The following is a 16,800-nucleotide window of genomic DNA, read 5'->3' on the forward strand; positions in this document are numbered from 1 at the left end:
CATGGGTTTTTAAATATAGAGTTAAGCTAAACCAAAACCAATGAATTACGTTTTAAAAACAGTACCCTGGGTCAATTTAAACCAATAATTTTGGTTTAATTAAAGATAGCTTTTGTTAAGTTGGATTTTCCTCATTTTATCATTTAAAAATGAAGTAAAATCAAAAAATTATTTTTATTCAAGGAGGAGATATGCGGAAAATTGCCTTACTCACGGTGTTCGCCATTTGCTTGGCCATGATCCTAACCCCAACGGCATTCAGTGCCAGAAAAACCATTATTAAAATCGGTATCAATGCCCCGTTGACCGGGGATATCCCCAAGGTGGGCGAAGGCAGCAAATATGCGGCCATGCTTTGGCTTGAGGACATTGAAAAAGCCGGTGGCCTTGAAGTTGGCGGGAAAAAGTACGAGGTAGAGCTGGTTATTGAAGACAATGAATCCAAGGCAGAATCCGCAGTAAAAGCCAACACCAAAATGATCACCCAGGATGATGTTCTTGCCATTGTCGGTCCCCAGTCCTCCAAACAGGCCGTGCCCTCAGGAGAAGTGGCCAACAAATATAATACGGTCATGATCTCCCCCTGGTCCACCAATGAAAATACCACTCTTGACAGACCCTATGTTTTCCGTGGTTGCTTCCTTGATCCTTTCCAGGGTCCTGTTGTGGCCAATTTTATCACAGACGAATTTGCGTTTACCAAAGCTGCGGTTCTCTATGATGTGGCAAATGACTATTCAAAAGGTCTTGCAGAAGTCTTCAAAGCTGCCTGGGAAAAAAAACACGGGGCCGGCTCTGTTGTGGCCTATGAAAGTTTTACCACAAAAGACACAGACTTTTCCTCCCAGCTGACCACCATAGTTAAATCAGGTGCCCAGGTTTTGTTTTCCCCCCAATATTACAATGAGGTCCCCTTGATTGTAAAACAAGCCAAAAACTTAGGCTGGAAAGGCCCCATAGTCGGATCTGATTCCTGGGGATCTGCTGAGCTGGTCAGCCTTTGCGGTAAAGACTGCAACGGTCTTTTCTTTTCCTCCCATTATGCGGCAGCCGGTGCAAAAGGCGCAACCAAAGCCTTTATTGACCGGTATGAAAAAACCTACGGCTATATCCCTGACGATGTGGCCGCCCTGACCTGGGATGCGCTTAAACTTGCCGAGCAGGCCATCCAGAATACCGGCAAAATTACAGGCAAAGTGGCCAAGGACCGTACCGCTGTGAGGGATGCTTTGGCCCAGATCAAAGATTTTGCAGGCATCACCGGAAACATGACCTTTACCCAGGAAGGTGACCCCATCAAATGTGCCGTTATTGTTAAGATCAACGATGAAGGCCAATTTGAATTCTACAAATCCAGTTGCCCATAACATTTTTTTTGTGCAACCCTTATAATGACTGCTGCACCCCTGTCAAAGGGGTTCAGCAGTCATTGCTGTATAAACAACCGCGGCCTTGCGACCGCCTTAGATATTGAAAGCCATATTTTTTCAATATAATGCAACAGGAGTTGGTGAATGGAATCCTTGACTGAATATGTACCATATATCATACAAAACCTGATCAATGCCGCCCAGAGAGGCAGTTTCTATGCGGTGATTTCCATCGGGTATTCCATGGTATACGGTGTACTTATGCTTTTTAACTTTGCCCACGGTGATATTTTCATGGTGGGTACCTATATCGGGTTTGGCATTGCCACCCTTTTTCTTGCCGTTTTTGCAGGTTTGTTACCAGGTCCTCTGATCTTTATCGCCACGGTTGTGGTGACCATGTTTTTGGCTTCATGGATCGGGGTCTTTGTCGAAGTTACAGGATACCGTCCCCTTCGCCAGGCCCCAAGGGCATCGGCTGCGATCACAGGGCTTATGATCGGTATTATATTTGAAACCGGTATTCTCATCCTGCTCGGGGCCAAACGCTTAAGCTTTCCACCGCTTATGGAATCGGTCACCTATAATGTTGGCGGGGTCTATTTTACCAATGTAAAGGTGATGATCATTATTATCTCTTTGCTACTCATGCTGGCCCTGCACGGATTTATCCAAAAGACCAAATGGGGGATGGCCATGCGGGCCATGTCCTATGATTTTCTTGCCGTCCCCCTCATGGGGGTTTCCATTAATATTATCGCCCCTCTCACCTTTGCCGTGGGCGCAGGACTGGCATCGGTGGCCGGCATTCTTTACGGCCAGGCCTATCCCATCCTTGACCCCTATATGGGCGTCATCATTGGGTGGAAAGCCTTTGTTGCCGCAATCCTCGGAGGAAGAGGCTCCATCAAGGGCGCGGCCCTTGCAGGCTATCTTCTCGGGTTTATAGAAATATTTGTTGCCACGATTTTCCCGTCTACCTTGAGGGATCTGATTGCCTATTCCATTATTCTGGTGATCTTAACCTTCAGGCCCAGAGGATTTTTCGGAATGGAACACAGTACAAAACTGCGATTATAATAAAAATTTAGGAATTTCAAATGGAACTTGCAAGAAAATTTAAATCTTTGTTTTCAACCGTGCCCATGCTGGGATGGATGTTGGGAACACTAGTGGCAGTGCTCATTGAGTATTACTGGGGATATGATTATATTTCATATTACCTGGGACTGCCAAAGATTCCCGTGCTTTTCGGCACCCTGATCATGCTCAAGGAGCCCTTAATGATTCCAGGGGCCCTTGGGTATGATCTTATTGTATATATCATCCCCATCCTGACCGTTGCCAAACTGACCACAGGCCTGACCAACCCCCTTGCTGCTGTGATGGAAAAACTGCCCCTGGCCCTTTCCGTACTCATTCACCTGGTGCTCTTTTACGGTGTTCTTCAGCTCTGGGCCGGAATCAACGATTACAGGGTTCTGGTCATTAAACTGACCATGATTTCCATCATTCTCACGGTGAGCATCAATGTGATCAACGGTTACCAGGGAGAGTTCTCATGCTCCCATCCCGGATTCATGGCCATTGGCGCCTATGTATCCTCCACCCTCACTTTGATTTTATTTGCCAATGACAAAATATTCGGGGCCGCGCTTTTACCGCCGTCTCTTGGGCCCTGGCTTTTTCCCATTGCCCTGATTGCCGGAGGTGCAGCCGCAGCTTTAGGATCATTGGCCGTTGCCATCCCGTCTTTTCGAACCCGGGGGGATTATCTGGCCATCATCTCTTTAGCCTTTATGTTCATTGTCAAATCCGCCGTGGAAAATCTTCATGTGATCGGCGGTGCCAGGGGCATGGGCGGCCAGCCTGATTTTGCCCCTCTCCATGTCATTTTTATCTGGACCATGCTCTGTATCTGGATCATTCACAACTTTGTCACCTCCATTGTGGGCAAAGCCCTGAACACGGTAAGGGATGATGAGGCCGCCTCGGAATCCATGACCATTAAAACCCGTAAGACCAAAATGACCGCCTTTATGTTCGGCGCCTTCTGGGCAGGGATTGCCGGCGGACTCTTTGCCCATGTCCTGGCCTATATCAATCCCGGGATGTTCAGCATTAACCGGCTTGCTGAAATTCTGGCCATGGTCTATTTCGGAGGCCTGAACTCCATTGTCGGGTCCATTGTGGGCGCTGTATCCATCAATATCCTGGGCGAAGCCCTTCGTCCCCTGGAATTGTTCAAATGGATCATCATCCCCTTGATTTTGATATTTGTTATGATTTTCAGGCCCTACGGGCTGATCTCTTTCAAGGAAATCAACGCCAAACGTTTATTAAAGGCCAGACATAAAAGAACCCCGGGTTCTGATCATGTCTCTTCAGAAAAAGAATTAGGAGCGTAATTATGACATCATTGCTCAGGGTCGAAAACATGACCCATTATTTCGGCGGGTTGCGGGCCGTTCATAATTACAACCTGAACATTGCCCCCCAGCAGATCACAGGGCTTATCGGGCCCAATGGTGCCGGAAAAACCACCATATTTAACCTGATCACAGGGGTTCACACCCCTACCCAGGGTCAAATCACCCTGGAAAACCAGAATATTGTCGGGCTTGAAACCAATGAAATTGCAGCCAGGGGATTGGGAAGAACCTTTCAAAACCTTGCCTTATGGCGGCATATGAACGTATTGGACCATATTAAAATGGCCCATTATTCCCAGCTCAACTACGGGTTGTTTGACTCCTTTTTCAACACCCCTGCCTGCAGAAGAGAAGAGGCAAGGGTTGAAGAAAATGCATACCGGCTTCTGGAACTATTTGACATCAAACAGCATGCCACCCAGATGGTGACCAACCTGCCCTACGGTGCACAGCGGAGGGTGGAGATGGCCCGTGCCATGGCCACCAACCCCAAGGTGCTCTTTCTGGACGAACCCACAGCCGGCATGACCCCGGACGAACTGGTGCAGATGATTAAGATTATCCGCCAGGTCCATGAGGATTTCAAGGTGGCCATTTTTCTCATTGAACATAGAATGAAATTTGTCATGGAACTTTGCCATTATATCCAGACCCTGGTCTTTGGCGAAGTCATTGCCCAAGGCGTGCCCGAGGAAATACAGAACAATCCCGAGGTGATCGAAGCCTATCTGGGTAAGGAGGATCTGACCTGATGCAGCTGAAAATAGAAAACCTGAAAGTCTCTTATGGCAATATCAAGGCCCTGCACGGCATCAACTTTACCGTGGATGCCGGTGAAATTCTCACCATCATCGGTGCCAACGGAGCCGGTAAAAGTACGACCCTCAGGGCCATTTCAAGGATGGTACCGGCAGAAACCGGGTCTGTGATGGAGTTTGAAGGAAAAAATATCCTCAAATACAGCACAGACAAGGTGGTCACAAACCTGGGGATTTCACATGTGCCCGAAGGCCGCAGGATCTTTGGAAACCTGACAGTGACCGAAAACCTGACCCTGGCCTGCTTTGCCAGAAAAGACAAGGAACAGATCACCAAAGACCTTAAGTGGGTATTTGATTTGTTCACCCGGCTTGAAGAAAGAAGAGACCAGCTGGCCGGCACCCTTTCCGGCGGAGAGCAGCAGATGCTGGCCGTTGGACGGGCCTATATGTCGGGCCGTAAAATCATGCTCTTGGACGAACCCTCCATGGGGCTTGCCCCTTTGCTCATGCTGGACATGTTTGATGCCCTAAAGGAGATCAACAAACTGGGGACCACGATTTTGCTGGTAGAGCAGAATGCCCGCCTTGCCCTGAAGTTTGCCCAAAGAGGATATGTCATTGAAAACGGGACGTTGGTACTCGAGGGACCGGCCGACGAACTGCTTGACAATCCAGATGTTAAAAAAGCCTATTTAGGGGCTTAAACGTTTGACCCAAAGTCCCCGGAAAACCGGGGACTTTGGGTCATCGGCTATAGATAAGGAAAAAAGGCTGAAACAAGCCGATTGCAGGCCTTTTCCAGAATGGCTCTGGGACAGGCAATATTCATCCGCTCAAACCCGGCACCGTTCTGACCAAACCAGTCTCCGTGATCCAGTGCAAGACCTGCCTTTTCTTCCATAATCTGGACGATCTTTTCATGGGAGAGCCCCAGGGCTCTAAAATCAATCCAGGGCAGGTAGGTGGCCTCAAGTTCAAATATTTTTACACCGGGCAGCCGGGTTTCGACCTGATCTTTGAGATAAGCATAATTTTCATGGAGATACAAAATCAACGACTCAAGCCAGGGTTGCCCGCCCTCATAGGCCGCCCTGGCTGCAATGGCCCCAAAAAGGCTTGAGCTTCCGGTTGAATGAAATCCCAAATTCTCAAAATAAATGCCCATTTCATCCCTTAGCCTAAGATTTGGAATGATCAAACTTGAATAGCCAAGGCCGGCCAGATTGAATGTTTTGGAAACGGCGTTGGCGGCAATGGAATGATCGGAAAACCATTTGGATATGGATTGAAAACTGGTATGCCTATATCCGGGCATGATCAATACATTATTTTTAATACAGATATCTCCGAATCGTCCAAGCTCATCCCGGGTCCAGACCCGGCCCACAGGATTATGGGGAGAACAGAGAATGGCCATTTTCAATCGTGGGTCAGAGGTTTTGATCTCCAGATCTTCAAAATCCATCTCATAATGTCCCGCCTTAATCACCAGGGAATTTTCAACCACCCTCCGGCCGTTCTTTTTGATGGCAGATGCAAAAGGATAATATACCGGTGTCTGGATGAGAACCTGGTCTCCTGGGTGTGTAAACTGCTGAATCAGATAATGGGTGGCCGGTACAATGCCTGGTGTATTTAGTATCCATCCAGGATCAATCTCCCAGTTGTGCCGGGTCTTAAACCAGTTGATCAAGGCGGTGTGAGCCCCGGGGTCCTGTACGGTATACCCGTAAATTTGGTGGCCAAGCCTGGACTCCAAAGCATCACACACCACTTGGGGAGATAAAAAATCCATGTCCGCCACCCAGAGCGGCAGCAACCCCTCTTTTTTGTTGCCAAACCGGGAGTTTAAAACCCAAGGCTCCCATTTCATAGACCCTGTGCCGCTTCTGTCAATAACCTGGTTAAAATCGATCTTTTTTTCCATAAAAAAGTTTCCACTTTACTTATTTTTGAGGACAAACCCCATTGGGATTGCTATGATACCGGCCATAAAAAATGGACCCTAATATTGTAAACTCACAGCCAGGATCTATACATGATGAGGGCTTCATTTTTCAGTGTGGTCAGGCGCAAATAGCATGGGCTGACCTTTTATTAAAATTTAAGGAGCATTCATGGACGCCCAACTCTCCTATGTCGGTATCATAAAATCCCCATTAAAGCATCTTAAAAACTGCCCCAAACAAGGATCTGAAGATGGGGTTCATGCCAGGATTGAGATATTTGAACCCTATCGGGAATGCCTTAAGGGAATAACGCCCGGTTCAAAACTTATCATTTTAACCTGGCTTCATAAATCTGACCGAAACTGCCTTTGTGTCCATCCCAGGGCCAACCCGGGCAATCCATTGACCGGGGTCTTTTTAACCCGTTCCCCCAACCGGCCTAACCCCATCGGACTTCATGAGGTAAATGTTCTTGAATCAGACAGCCAACACCTGATTGTCACCCCCCTTGAAGTCCTGGACAATACACCGGTGGTGGACATTAAAGTTCAATGGCCGTCAAACCCATAGGGGTCTTTATGGTTTATGCCAAAACCCTTTGATGCCACCTCACCCATGAGTTTCGTTAAGGTGGGACAGGCATAAAATCTATTTGACTTTATCATTGGGGTGCGATAATTTTCAATATAGTATAGTTAAATTTATCTTTTCCAAAATTTGTTCGTACAATTTTAGTACAAAAAGAGGTTAAATGAAGATCGATAAGACCAACATTGATATCATCAGAGAGTTAAAACAAGGAAAAAAATCCTTTAAAAGAATAGCGGATAAACTGGCCATTACAGAAAATACGGTAAGGTCCAGAGTAAATAAACTTCAGGATGAAGGGGTACTTGAAATTTGCGGTCTGGTAGATCCTGCAACCCTTCCGGGTCACAGGACAGTCATCATCGGAATCAAACTATCCCAGATGAATCTTGTGGAAAAAGGCAAAGAAATCAGCAAGCTAAAAGGGGTGATCTCGGTATCTGTTGTCACCGGCCGGTACGACCTGGTTGTGCTAGTTTTATTTAAAAAAGGGTTTGGGCTGCTGGAATTTTATACCGAAGAAATTTCCAAGGTTGCCGGCGTCAACTCGGTTGAGACCTTTGTTGTTTACAAATCCTATAACCTGAAAGTTCCCTACATCTTTTAAGCCCCCTCTCATCCTCAGGATTTGAACTTGAACCCAGGATGCAGGCAAGTTTTGCCTGAAAAATGTATACGTTTATCGGTCTTTTCTCCCCTTGGCAGCCGGGGGCCAAATTTGCCCGGCATATAAAACCGAGCAAAAAACACGTATCAGGCAAATTCTGAAAAATTAATATCCATTTAAAAAAGGGGGTGTGATGAACCATCATCTTAAAACCACGCCGCTAAATGAATGGCATAGACAGAAAAACGCTAATATGGCGGATTTTGGGGGATTTGACATGCCGCTCTGGTATGAGACCGGGGGCAAAACAGAACACCTGGCCGTAGTCAAATCCGCCGGCCTGCCTCTGTCCCACCAGGATATGGGTGAATTTTCTTTTATCAATCATCCCTGGGATTTTGTCCTGCCCCTTGATAAAACCAAACAGAGATTTACCAAACATTTTCCTTGGCAAACAACTCACCTTCAAAGAAGGAAAAAGGGCTATAGGCGTTCGGATTTTTAACGATACCAGACCGGACCGAACCGTAAGACAAGCGTTAAAACATTTTATTTAAATACGGGTACCCAACCCAATTAAACCCAGCATACAAGGAGGTAATTTATGAAAGCATTGGATGAACTTAATTTTCCTGAGGACCTAAAATACACAAAAGACCATGAATGGGCAAAAACACAGGACGACACCCTGGTCATCGGGCTTTCTGACTATGCCCAGGACCAGCTCGGGGAAATTGTATTTGTGGAACTGCCTGAACCTGGAGACAGGTTTTCCCAAGGGGATGAATTCGGCAGTGTGGAATCGGTTAAGGCGGTCTCTGAAATTTATCTGCCAGTTGGAGGCGAAATCCTTGAAATCAATGAGGATCTTGAAGAGGCCCCCGAACTTGTCAACAATGAATGCTACACCAAAGGCTGGCTGGTTAAAATCAAACCAGAAGACCCGTCTGAGATGAACAGCCTTATGGATTTAGGAGCATACCTTGAAATGCTGAAAGGATAAAAAGCCATGCGCTACCTTCCCCATACCCAGGAAGATATCGACCAGATGCTGGCCAAAACCGGCCATCCATACTTGGATCATTTATTTGAAACCATACCCGATGCCTTAAAACTCAAACAAGGACTGAATATCCCCGAGGCCATGAGCGAATGGGACCTGAACCGTTACATGGAAACCCTGGCCTCTGACAACATTGCCTGTAAAGAGTACACCTGTTTTATGGGTGCAGGATCCTATGACCATTACATTCCGGCCATTGTCCCCTACCTCATCTCCCGTTCCGAATTCATGACAGCCTATACCCCATACCAGCCAGAGGTTAGCCAGGGCACCCTCCAGGGAATTTATGAATTCCAGACCATGGTGGCAGCGCTTCTCGGAATGGATATTGCCACAGCCTCCCACTATGACGGGGGAACCGCTTTGGCCGAATGCGCCCTCATTGCCCTGAGAAAAGACAGAAAGGCCGATAAAATTGCCGTATCCTCCCTGATTCACCCGGCCCACAGGGAAATTATCAATACCTATATAGTCCCTGCAGGATATGAAATGGTTGAAATCCCTGCCAATGACCAGGGGCTCACCGATCTTGGTGCATTTGAAGCCATGAAGGGCGTTGCAGGAGTTGCCGTGCAATCTCCTAATTTTTTTGGAAACATCGAAGATTTAGGGGCCTTTAAAACTGCAGCCCAGGCCAAGAAAGTGTTGTTCATTACCTCCTTTACCGAAGCCATGGCCTATGGGCTGTTAAAAAATCCCGGCAGTTTCGGAGCGGACCTTGTGGCCGGTGAAGGTCAGAGTCTGGGCATTGCCAAAACATTCGGAGGCCCGGGTCTCGGCCTTTTAACCGGTACCCAAAAGATGATGAGAACCCTGCCCGGCCGCCTGGTGGGAAAAACAGCGGATGCCAACGGCGACTTGGGATATGTGCTTACCCTGGCCACACGGGAGCAGCATATTAGGCGGGAAAAAGGGTTCTGTTGCAAAAAATATTTCCAGGACAAAGAGATCGTTCAGGCGTAAAATTTACGCAGCATAAGAAAACAGATTTTCGACGAATTCTTTCTGCTTTAAAATTTCTCCCTTCCTGATATTTTTAACTTGTCCTTTTCTGATCATGTTCATAATTTCATAGCCTTTTAGCGTCCGCCAGGCAGAATGAAATGTCTTGAACCCCATACCAGCTCTGACAAGCTTTTTGATAAACCGGTGGTCTTGCTCAATAATATTGTTCAGATATTTATTCTGTCTTAGGATACGGGAATGTTCAGAATTCTGTGTCACGGTTTCGGTTCCCGGATCTGTCTCGGCGCCAGCGGAAGTAAAAGCCAGGTCCGAGAATGGGCCTTCAATCTGCCACGTCGGAGGAGTTGGCTTTTGCTGGAGCGGAGTTCCTGGAACCATCTTTTCCATCTGTAAATAAATCCCTATCAAATTCCCAGCTCTTTATCCAGCCGGCCTTCAAAGAAAATTGCCAACTGGGAAATTGTCAGTGACCAGTTTTGAACCGGCATTGTCCATTTCTTACTGGCGTTCTGGATCCCCATGTAAAGCAGCTTTAACAGGCTGTCCTGGTTAGGAAACGATCCCTTTGTTTTGGTCAGTTTTCGAAACTATCGATGCACAGCCTCAATGGTATTTGTGGTGTATATTATCCGTCGGATCTCTTCTGGAGGTTCTGTTGCAAAAAATTATTAATGTCTGATACAAGTCCGTTTTGGCACTAATTTATTTGCAGAGAGATAGTATGAAAAATGAAAACCCTTTCAAGTGGCGTCATTATGAAAAAGAAATCATCCTGTTGAATGTTCGCTGGTATCTGAGATATCAACTGAGTTACAGGAATCTAGAAGAGATGATGCAAGAACGGGGCTTGTCTGTGGATCACAGTACCATTTACCGATGGGTTCATCGCTATGCTCCTGAAATGGAAAAGCGAAGCAGGAAGTATCTGCGGCAATCAAATGATTCTTACCGTATTGATGAAACATATATCAAGGTGCGGGGGAAAATGAAGTATCTTTACCGAGCGGTCGATTCCCGTGGAAATACCATCGATTTTCTTCTTCGCAGCAGACGTAATATGGAATCTGCCAAACGATTTTTTAAAAAGATGCTGCGAGCTTCCAATAGCTCCAGACCTCGGGTTCTGAGTGTTGACGGAAATCCTGCATATCCTCCGGCAGTAAAGGCTTTGAAAGAAAAAAAGCTTCTGAATAAGGACTGTATCCTAAGACAGAATAAATATCTGAACAATATTATTGAGCAAGACCACCGGTTTATCAAAAAGCTTGTCAGAGCTGGTATGGGGTTCAAGACATTTCATTCTGCCTGGCGGACGCTAAAAGGCTATGAAATTATGAACATGATCAGAAAAGGACAAGTTAAAAATATCAGGAAGGGAGAAATTTTAAAGCAGAAAGAATTCGTCGAAAATCTGTTTTCTTATGCTGCGTAAATTTTACGCCTGAACGATCTCTTTGTCCTGGAAATCTTTTTTGCAACAGAACCAAATTTTGGATGCATTAACATTTTGAACGAGTCTTTGTTATCTGTACAATTCTCCATTTTTTAAAAAATCATTGGATTAACAAGTGTCGATCTAAAACAAATAATTTGCTGTAATAAAACCCGAGTGTCGTAAACGAAAGCGATACCATGACGATACTTATTCATCATCAAAAACCCACCGATGCTGGAGGCGTTGTTTATTTTTTTTCGATGCTTTTTTTGGGTAGCAAAGCCGCTTAGGACAAGTTTTTAAAAAAAACCATTCGGATCAAGGCTATAGATATTTGAGGTAGTGGCTAGCAGGGACAAGTTCGGGAAAGTCGCCATCTTTTAAATTTGGAATTTTAAAGGCGTTGGAATTCAGCCAAGAAGTAAGGTCTTGAAGGTCCTTGAAAAATCGCCAATGTATCGACTCCTTGAATTTGTTGTTGGCTATATCCAGAATATATTTTGAAAAATGAAAATTTTCAGAAGATAAAGAATACCCAATAAAAAGTTCTTGGTAATATCCTGAAATGTATTGGTTAAGCTCAATGAATTTCTGGTGACATTCCGGCGTTAGAAAGTCCCAATTCCGGCCATCCAAAATAATGCATCTTCTCGTTTGGGGTTTTGACTCCACCCGTTGTTTTAAAAGGCGGGTATAAATTTCCACGCATTCGAGGTTCCACGATTCTGCTGCGCTGATCAGGGTGTAATCCGGTTCAAATTTGAATGCAAAGGATCCATGAGCTTTTATATCCATCTGTTTAATATAGGTTAGATGATAATTTTTGTCAATAATCACAAAACAGCATAAAAAACGAACCTTTCCGGCTCTGTCAGGGGTTACACGAGAATACGATGGGTATAGTCATGAATGCCATAGGTCTGTTGAATTTTATGGTTTTGGGCTCGACCCACCCCTTAGGAATATTGACTGATGGTCAAGCCTCAAAATCGTTTATACGATCTTAAATCCTCTTCTTTGGCACAATCCCATGATCCAACCCTGTTCAAAACCAGCAAAAAGATTGATTTGAATTATGAATCAGTGTAGAAAGAAGCTGTGTTATAGTGCATGGAATTAAGGTGTCTTGTATAAGGTTGTCCCACCATGTGATCTGTGCACATTAAATCGATAAAAGCAAAGAATTTTAAATAGTATTTAATTTCGAGAACTTACCACCTTTTACCTTAACTCCACGGTTTATACTGATCCATGAAAAAAGATTACCGTTCCAAGCAAAGACCCTTTAAAAAAAATAATGGACGCCGATCTGAAAATCGCCCGAAAATGCAGCCGGGCGTGGATAAGGCCTTAAGACAAACCTTTGGCCAAATCGGAATTCCCGAAAAAAAGCCATTTGAGCCGGATCCCTTTCAGCTCCAGGCCCTTGAAGCCATTAAGGTTTCTGACTGCCTGGTCACCGCCCCCACCGGGGCCGGCAAAACCTGGATTGCGGAACAGGCCGCCAGAACCATTATGGAAAAAGGGGGGAAAACCTGGTATGCCACCCCGCTCAAGGCCCTGACCAACTCCATCCACATGGGATTTTCCAAGATTTTCGGCAAGGACAAGGTGGGCATACTCACCGGAGACATCAAGGAAAATACAGGGGCGGATATCATCATCGGCACCACTGAAATTTTAAGAAACCAGCTCTACGACGCCATGTATACCGGTGAAAACATGGATTGCGACCTCATTATTTTAGATGAGGCCCACTATCTTGGAGATGCAGAGCGGGGCGTGGTATGGGAAGAAATCATGATTTATCTGCCCGTACGCATCCCTTTGCTGCTCTTGTCCGCCACCATCGGCAACCCGGATCAAATTGCAGGATGGCTTGGACAAATCCGGGGAAAGCCCTGTGAAGTGGTGGAAAATACGGTACGGCCCGTCCCGCTTCACCCGGTGTTTTTCCATCCGTCAGGCACCTTGTTTCCCTTGCTTGAACCTGCAGAACGAGGCAGACCCCGCCTTCATAAAAAGGTATATAAATTTGTCAATTCCAGACGGCGGCCCATGCTGGCCCCGCCGGGAAAACTGCCCCGGTTTGCCGATATCCTCAAGGTCATGGCCCATTTTGATCTTTTGCCGGCCATATTTTTTCTCAAATCCCGGGCAGAATGCGACCAGGCCGTGCGGCTGTGTAACAACAGTCTTTTAAATAAAGATCCCAAACGCAAACAGGCCCTGGCAGACCGCATTGATGAACTCACCTGCAACAATCCCCACCTGGCCGCCCATCCCCAGCGTCAATATCTCGAAGAAACCGGCACGGCAGGCCATCACTCAGGCCATTTACCGGCCTGGAAAGTGGTGGTGGAGACCCTCATGGCCGAAGGGCTGCTCGATGCCATGTTTGCCACTTCCACCGTGGCAGCCGGGGTGAATTTTCCGGCCCGGTCCGTGGTGATTCTCAATTCAGACCGGTTCAACGGAAAGGACTTTTTATCCCTGACTCCCAGTGAATTCCAGCAGATGGCAGGACGGGCAGGACGAAGGGGCATGGACAATATCGGGTTCGCCATGGTATTGCCCGGCAAATTCATGGACATCTCCCTGATTGCCAAACTGGTCAATGCCCCGCCCCTGAACGTGGACTCCCAGATCAAAATCGATTTTTCAATGGTATTGAACCTGCTTTTATCCCATACCCCGGACCAGGTAAAAACCCTGCTTGAAAAATCCTTTGCCTCCTATCTCATTATGGCAGGCCACAACACCGGAAAAACTGGAAAAATGGCCCGAAAAAAATTCGGGGCCGATCTTGAACATCTCTGGCTGGATTTTATTTACCACATGGACTTTCTAACTGAAGAAGGCTTTGTCACCCCTGGGGATAAAAAACCTGCCGCCCTGACCGAAGACGGAATCTGGGCCTCAAAACTCCGCATTGACTCCCCATTGCTGGTGGCCCATGGGTTAAGGCATAACCTTCTGCCGGAACAGGACCCTGCCCTTTTGGCAGCCATCATGGGATCTTTTGTCAATGAAAAGGAATTCAAAGACGACCCCCTTTACCAGACCGCCCTGCCCAAACGGCTCAAAGAGACCTTTCTGGAGATTCGCAAAGGCCTTAAACCCTTTGCCATGACCATGCTGAAAAAAGGATTTCCTGCCCCCAACCTTTACATCCAGCCGGCCATCCTGCTCAATGCCTGGGCACATGATACCCCCTGGGACGAACTCATGCAGGGATCAGATTATGCTGAAGGGGACTTTGCCAGGCTTATTTTAAGAACCGCAGAGAATCTAAGGCAGATGACAAAACTTAACGAGGATTTTCCAATCATTGCAAAAACGGCCAGAGAGGCCATTGACCTGATCCTCAAAGAGCCTGTGGTCACCCAGTTCAACTGATGGGTATGACCACCCATGGTATTTACGCCTGGCACAACAAAACATGACCCCCTTATGGTTCCAATACCTGGACCGGGGGTTCATAATACTTTAAAAAAACAAGCTATTAAGGAGAACCCATATGACACCCTTTATTTCTGACAAGGCGCCGGCCGCTATCGGTCCATACAGCCATACCGTTATCCACCAGGATATGGTCTATTGTTCAGGCCAGATTCCCTTGGATCCGTCGACCATGGAACTTAAAGGAAATACCATTGAAGAACAGACCTTCCAGGCCATGGCCAACCTGAAAACCGTATTGGAAGACTCGGGTTCAGGACTTGACCAGATTGTCAAAGCCACCATATTTTTATCCTCAATGGATGATTTTGCCGGAATGAATACGGTTTATGAAAAGGCCTTGAACGGTCATAAGCCTGCCAGGTCAGCCTTTGAAGTAGGACGGCTGCCCAAGGACGCCCGGGTTGAAATCGAATGCATCGCCGTCCTGAACAAGGCATAAAAAGGAGACAAAATGACAGAAGATACTAAAAAAGTCATCTATTCAATGATCAATGTGAGCAAATTCCACGGAAAACGCCAGGTGCTCAAGGATATTTCCCTTTCCTATTTTTACGGGGCCAAAATCGGGGTCTTAGGACTCAACGGCTCGGGGAAATCCTCTTTGCTCAAAATCCTGGCCGGAACGGACACGGAATTTGCCGGGGAAACCATTTTATCCAAAGGCTATACCATTGGGTATCTTGAGCAGGAACCCCTTGTGGATTCTGACAAAACCGTAAGAGAGGTGGTGGAAGAAGGGGTTCAGGAGACCGTGGACCTGATCCGGGAATATGACAAAATTTCAGAAGCCTTTGCAGAACCCATGGAAGACCATGAAATGGATGCCCTGATTGAAAAACAGGGAAAACTCCAGGAAAAACTGGATCATATGGATGCCTGGGACCTGGACTCCCGCTTAAAAATGGCCATGGATGCATTGCGCTGCCCGCCGGAGGATACAAAGGTTGCCGTGATTTCAGGGGGAGAAAAACGCCGGGTTGCCCTGTGCAGACTCTTGCTCCAGAAACCCGATATTCTCTTGCTCGACGAGCCCACCAACCATTTGGACGCAGAATCCGTGGCCTGGCTTGAAATGCATTTGAGCCGGTTTGAAGGCACCATCATCGCCGTTACCCATGACAGGTATTTTCTGGACAATGTGGCCGGATGGATTCTGGAACTGGACCGGGGAGAAGGCATTCCCTGGAAGGGCAATTACTCTTCCTGGCTGGAACAAAAACAGCAGCGCCTGGCAACGGAGCAAAAAAGCGAATCCAAACGCCAGCAGACTTTGGCCCGGGAACTTGAATGGATCCGAATGTCTCCCAAGGGCAAACGGTCCAAGTCCAAAGCCAGAATAAAAGCCTATGATGATCTTTTAAAAAAAGATGCCAGAGAGCAGGAACAGGAGATGGAAATTTTTATTCCAGCCGGGCCCAGGCTCGGTTCCAAGGTCATTGTGGCCGAAAATGTTCAAAAGGCATTTAAAGACAAACTTTTGGTGGATGATATGAACTTTGTCATTCCTGCCGGAGCCATCATCGGGGTGGTCGGTCCCAATGGGGCCGGAAAAACCACGCTCTTTAAAATGATCACAGGACAGGACAGCCCGGACTCGGGCACCATAGAACTGGGTCAGAGCGTAAAGGCCGCCTATGTGGACCAGGAAAGAGATTCCCTGGACCCTGAAAAAACCATTTACGAGGTGATTTCAGGAGGCAGGGACAAACTTCTCATCGGCGGCCGGGAGATCAATTCCCGGGCCTATGTGGGAAAGTTCAATTTTTCAGGCACAGACCAGCAAAAAAAGGTCAAAGATATCTCAGGCGGTGAGCGCAACCGTGTCCACATGGCCACCATGCTCCAGGAAGAGGCCAACCTTCTGCTGTTGGATGAGCCCACCAATGATCTGGACGTCAATACCATGAGGGCATTGGAAGAGGCCATTGAAAATTTTGCAGGATGCGCCGTTATCATCAGCCATGACCGCTGGTTTTTAGACCGGGTGGCCACCCATATCCTGGCCTTTGAAGGTGAAAGCCAGACCCTGTTTTTTGAAGGCTCCTACTCAGACTATGAAAAGGACCGGAAAAAACGGCTGGGCATCAAGGAAAACCAGCCCACCAGAATCAAATACCGGCAATTGACACGGTAATATTTTGAAGCAGGGGCTGATTCAAATCCA

General features: G+C 46.8%; 17 protein-coding genes and 1 pseudogene. 14 read left to right on the forward strand and 4 right to left on the reverse strand.

Annotated elements, in window-relative coordinates; translation table 11 throughout:
- Positions 1-191 precede the first annotated feature (191 nt).
- From HUN05_14735 to HUN05_14755, 5 genes are all read left to right on the forward strand, one after another.
- The gene (locus HUN05_14735; protein ID WDP86228.1) at positions 192-1,367 is read left to right on the forward strand and encodes an ABC transporter substrate-binding protein; all 1,176 of its coding nucleotides are present in this window, start codon (positions 192-194) and stop codon (positions 1,365-1,367) included.
- 147 nt (positions 1,368-1,514) lie between these two features.
- Positions 1,515-2,450 (forward strand): branched-chain amino acid ABC transporter permease, encoded by a 936-nt coding sequence (locus tag HUN05_14740; GenBank protein WDP86229.1) that lies wholly within the window; start codon positions 1,515-1,517, stop codon positions 2,448-2,450.
- A 20-nt stretch (positions 2,451-2,470) separates the two neighbouring features.
- Complete coding sequence (locus tag HUN05_14745; GenBank protein WDP86230.1) at positions 2,471-3,778, forward strand: branched-chain amino acid ABC transporter permease; 1,308 nt, start codon at positions 2,471-2,473, stop codon at positions 3,776-3,778.
- 2 nt (positions 3,779-3,780) lie between these two features.
- Positions 3,781-4,554 (forward strand): ABC transporter ATP-binding protein, encoded by a 774-nt coding sequence (locus HUN05_14750; protein ID WDP86231.1) that lies wholly within the window; start codon positions 3,781-3,783, stop codon positions 4,552-4,554.
- On the forward strand, positions 4,554-5,267 hold the full coding sequence (locus tag HUN05_14755; GenBank protein ID WDP86232.1) for an ABC transporter ATP-binding protein: 714 nt from the start codon (positions 4,554-4,556) through the stop codon (positions 5,265-5,267). Before HUN05_14750 ends, HUN05_14755 begins: the two co-directional genes overlap by 1 nt.
- Before the next feature lie 47 nt (positions 5,268-5,314).
- Here the strand turns inward: HUN05_14755 and HUN05_14760 are convergent, their stop codons facing one another.
- The gene (locus HUN05_14760; protein WDP86233.1) at positions 5,315-6,490 is read right to left on the reverse strand and encodes a pyridoxal phosphate-dependent aminotransferase; all 1,176 of its coding nucleotides are present in this window, start codon (positions 6,488-6,490) and stop codon (positions 5,315-5,317) included.
- Positions 6,491-6,680: 190 nt separating this feature from the next.
- On the opposite strand from HUN05_14760, the gene tsaA reads away from it, so the two are divergent.
- The 5 genes from tsaA (at position 6,681) to gcvPA (ending at position 9,733) form a co-directional block, all read left to right on the forward strand.
- Positions 6,681-7,082, forward strand: coding sequence for a tRNA (N6-threonylcarbamoyladenosine(37)-N6)-methyltransferase TrmO (gene tsaA / locus HUN05_14765; protein ID WDP86234.1), 402 nt, complete (start codon positions 6,681-6,683; stop codon positions 7,080-7,082).
- A gap of 181 nt (positions 7,083-7,263) precedes the next feature.
- Positions 7,264-7,707, forward strand: coding sequence for an Lrp/AsnC family transcriptional regulator (locus HUN05_14770; protein ID WDP86235.1), 444 nt, complete (start codon positions 7,264-7,266; stop codon positions 7,705-7,707).
- Between the two features lie 193 nt (positions 7,708-7,900).
- On the forward strand, positions 7,901-8,212 hold the full coding sequence (locus HUN05_14775; protein ID WDP86236.1) for a hypothetical protein: 312 nt from the start codon (positions 7,901-7,903) through the stop codon (positions 8,210-8,212).
- 99 nt (positions 8,213-8,311) lie between these two features.
- Complete coding sequence (gcvH, locus tag HUN05_14780; GenBank protein WDP86237.1) at positions 8,312-8,710, forward strand: glycine cleavage system protein GcvH; 399 nt, start codon at positions 8,312-8,314, stop codon at positions 8,708-8,710.
- Positions 8,711-8,716: 6 nt separating this feature from the next.
- Positions 8,717-9,733, forward strand: coding sequence for an aminomethyl-transferring glycine dehydrogenase subunit GcvPA (gene gcvPA, locus HUN05_14785; GenBank protein ID WDP86238.1), 1,017 nt, complete (start codon positions 8,717-8,719; stop codon positions 9,731-9,733).
- Positions 9,734-9,736: 3 nt separating this feature from the next.
- Here the strand turns inward: gcvPA and HUN05_14790 are convergent, their stop codons facing one another.
- Together HUN05_14790 and HUN05_14795 are read right to left on the reverse strand one after the other, a co-directional pair.
- A complete protein-coding gene (locus HUN05_14790) occupies positions 9,737-9,994 on the reverse strand; it encodes a DDE-type integrase/transposase/recombinase (GenBank protein WDP86239.1) in 258 nt (85 codons plus the stop codon).
- 146 nt (positions 9,995-10,140) lie between these two features.
- A pseudogene (locus HUN05_14795) lies at positions 10,141-10,401 on the reverse strand (transposase).
- Between the two features lie 56 nt (positions 10,402-10,457).
- Between HUN05_14795 and HUN05_14800 the strand changes: the two are divergent.
- Positions 10,458-11,168, forward strand: coding sequence for an IS6 family transposase (locus tag HUN05_14800; GenBank protein WDP86240.1), 711 nt, complete (start codon positions 10,458-10,460; stop codon positions 11,166-11,168).
- 327 nt (positions 11,169-11,495) lie between these two features.
- Here the strand turns inward: HUN05_14800 and HUN05_14805 are convergent, their stop codons facing one another.
- Positions 11,496-12,008 (reverse strand): hypothetical protein, encoded by a 513-nt coding sequence (locus HUN05_14805; GenBank protein ID WDP86241.1) that lies wholly within the window; start codon positions 12,006-12,008, stop codon positions 11,496-11,498.
- Positions 12,009-12,422: 414 nt separating this feature from the next.
- On the opposite strand from HUN05_14805, the gene HUN05_14810 reads away from it, so the two are divergent.
- From HUN05_14810 to ettA, 3 genes are all read left to right on the forward strand, one after another.
- Entirely contained in the window at positions 12,423-14,570 is a 2,148-nt protein-coding gene (locus tag HUN05_14810; protein WDP86242.1) for a DEAD/DEAH box helicase, read from the forward strand.
- A 121-nt stretch (positions 14,571-14,691) separates the two neighbouring features.
- Entirely contained in the window at positions 14,692-15,075 is a 384-nt protein-coding gene (locus HUN05_14815) for a RidA family protein (protein WDP86243.1), read from the forward strand.
- A gap of 12 nt (positions 15,076-15,087) precedes the next feature.
- Positions 15,088-16,770 (forward strand): energy-dependent translational throttle protein EttA, encoded by a 1,683-nt coding sequence (ettA, locus tag HUN05_14820; protein WDP86244.1) that lies wholly within the window; start codon positions 15,088-15,090, stop codon positions 16,768-16,770.
- The last annotated feature ends 30 nt before the right edge of the window (positions 16,771-16,800 follow it).

Origin of the sequence: Desulfobacter sp. (assembly GCA_028768545.1) — a bacterium.
Classification (GTDB): domain Bacteria; phylum Desulfobacterota; class Desulfobacteria; order Desulfobacterales; family Desulfobacteraceae; genus Desulfobacter.

What these genes read in the sequence shown, in the direction of transcription:
- HUN05_14735 (WDP86228.1), top strand. Translation starts at nt 192, where the DNA reads ATGCGGAAAATTGCCTTACTCACGGTGTTCGCCATTTGCTTGGCCATG.
- HUN05_14740 (WDP86229.1), top strand. Translation starts at nt 1,515, where the DNA reads ATGGAATCCTTGACTGAATATGTACCATATATCATACAAAACCTGATC.
- HUN05_14745 (WDP86230.1), top strand. Translation starts at nt 2,471, where the DNA reads ATGGAACTTGCAAGAAAATTTAAATCTTTGTTTTCAACCGTGCCCATG.
- HUN05_14750 (WDP86231.1), top strand. Translation starts at nt 3,781, where the DNA reads ATGACATCATTGCTCAGGGTCGAAAACATGACCCATTATTTCGGCGGG.
- HUN05_14755 (WDP86232.1), top strand. Translation starts at nt 4,554, where the DNA reads ATGCAGCTGAAAATAGAAAACCTGAAAGTCTCTTATGGCAATATCAAG.
- HUN05_14760 (WDP86233.1), bottom strand. Translation starts at nt 6,490, where the DNA reads ATGGAAAAAAAGATCGATTTTAACCAGGTTATTGACAGAAGCGGCACA.
- tsaA (WDP86234.1), top strand. Translation starts at nt 6,681, where the DNA reads ATGGACGCCCAACTCTCCTATGTCGGTATCATAAAATCCCCATTAAAG.
- HUN05_14770 (WDP86235.1), top strand. Translation starts at nt 7,264, where the DNA reads ATGAAGATCGATAAGACCAACATTGATATCATCAGAGAGTTAAAACAA.
- HUN05_14775 (WDP86236.1), top strand. Translation starts at nt 7,901, where the DNA reads ATGAACCATCATCTTAAAACCACGCCGCTAAATGAATGGCATAGACAG.
- gcvH (WDP86237.1), top strand. Translation starts at nt 8,312, where the DNA reads ATGAAAGCATTGGATGAACTTAATTTTCCTGAGGACCTAAAATACACA.
- gcvPA (WDP86238.1), top strand. Translation starts at nt 8,717, where the DNA reads ATGCGCTACCTTCCCCATACCCAGGAAGATATCGACCAGATGCTGGCC.
- HUN05_14800 (WDP86240.1), top strand. Translation starts at nt 10,458, where the DNA reads ATGAAAAATGAAAACCCTTTCAAGTGGCGTCATTATGAAAAAGAAATC.
- HUN05_14810 (WDP86242.1), top strand. Translation starts at nt 12,423, where the DNA reads ATGAAAAAAGATTACCGTTCCAAGCAAAGACCCTTTAAAAAAAATAAT.
- HUN05_14815 (WDP86243.1), top strand. Translation starts at nt 14,692, where the DNA reads ATGACACCCTTTATTTCTGACAAGGCGCCGGCCGCTATCGGTCCATAC.
- ettA (WDP86244.1), top strand. Translation starts at nt 15,088, where the DNA reads ATGACAGAAGATACTAAAAAAGTCATCTATTCAATGATCAATGTGAGC.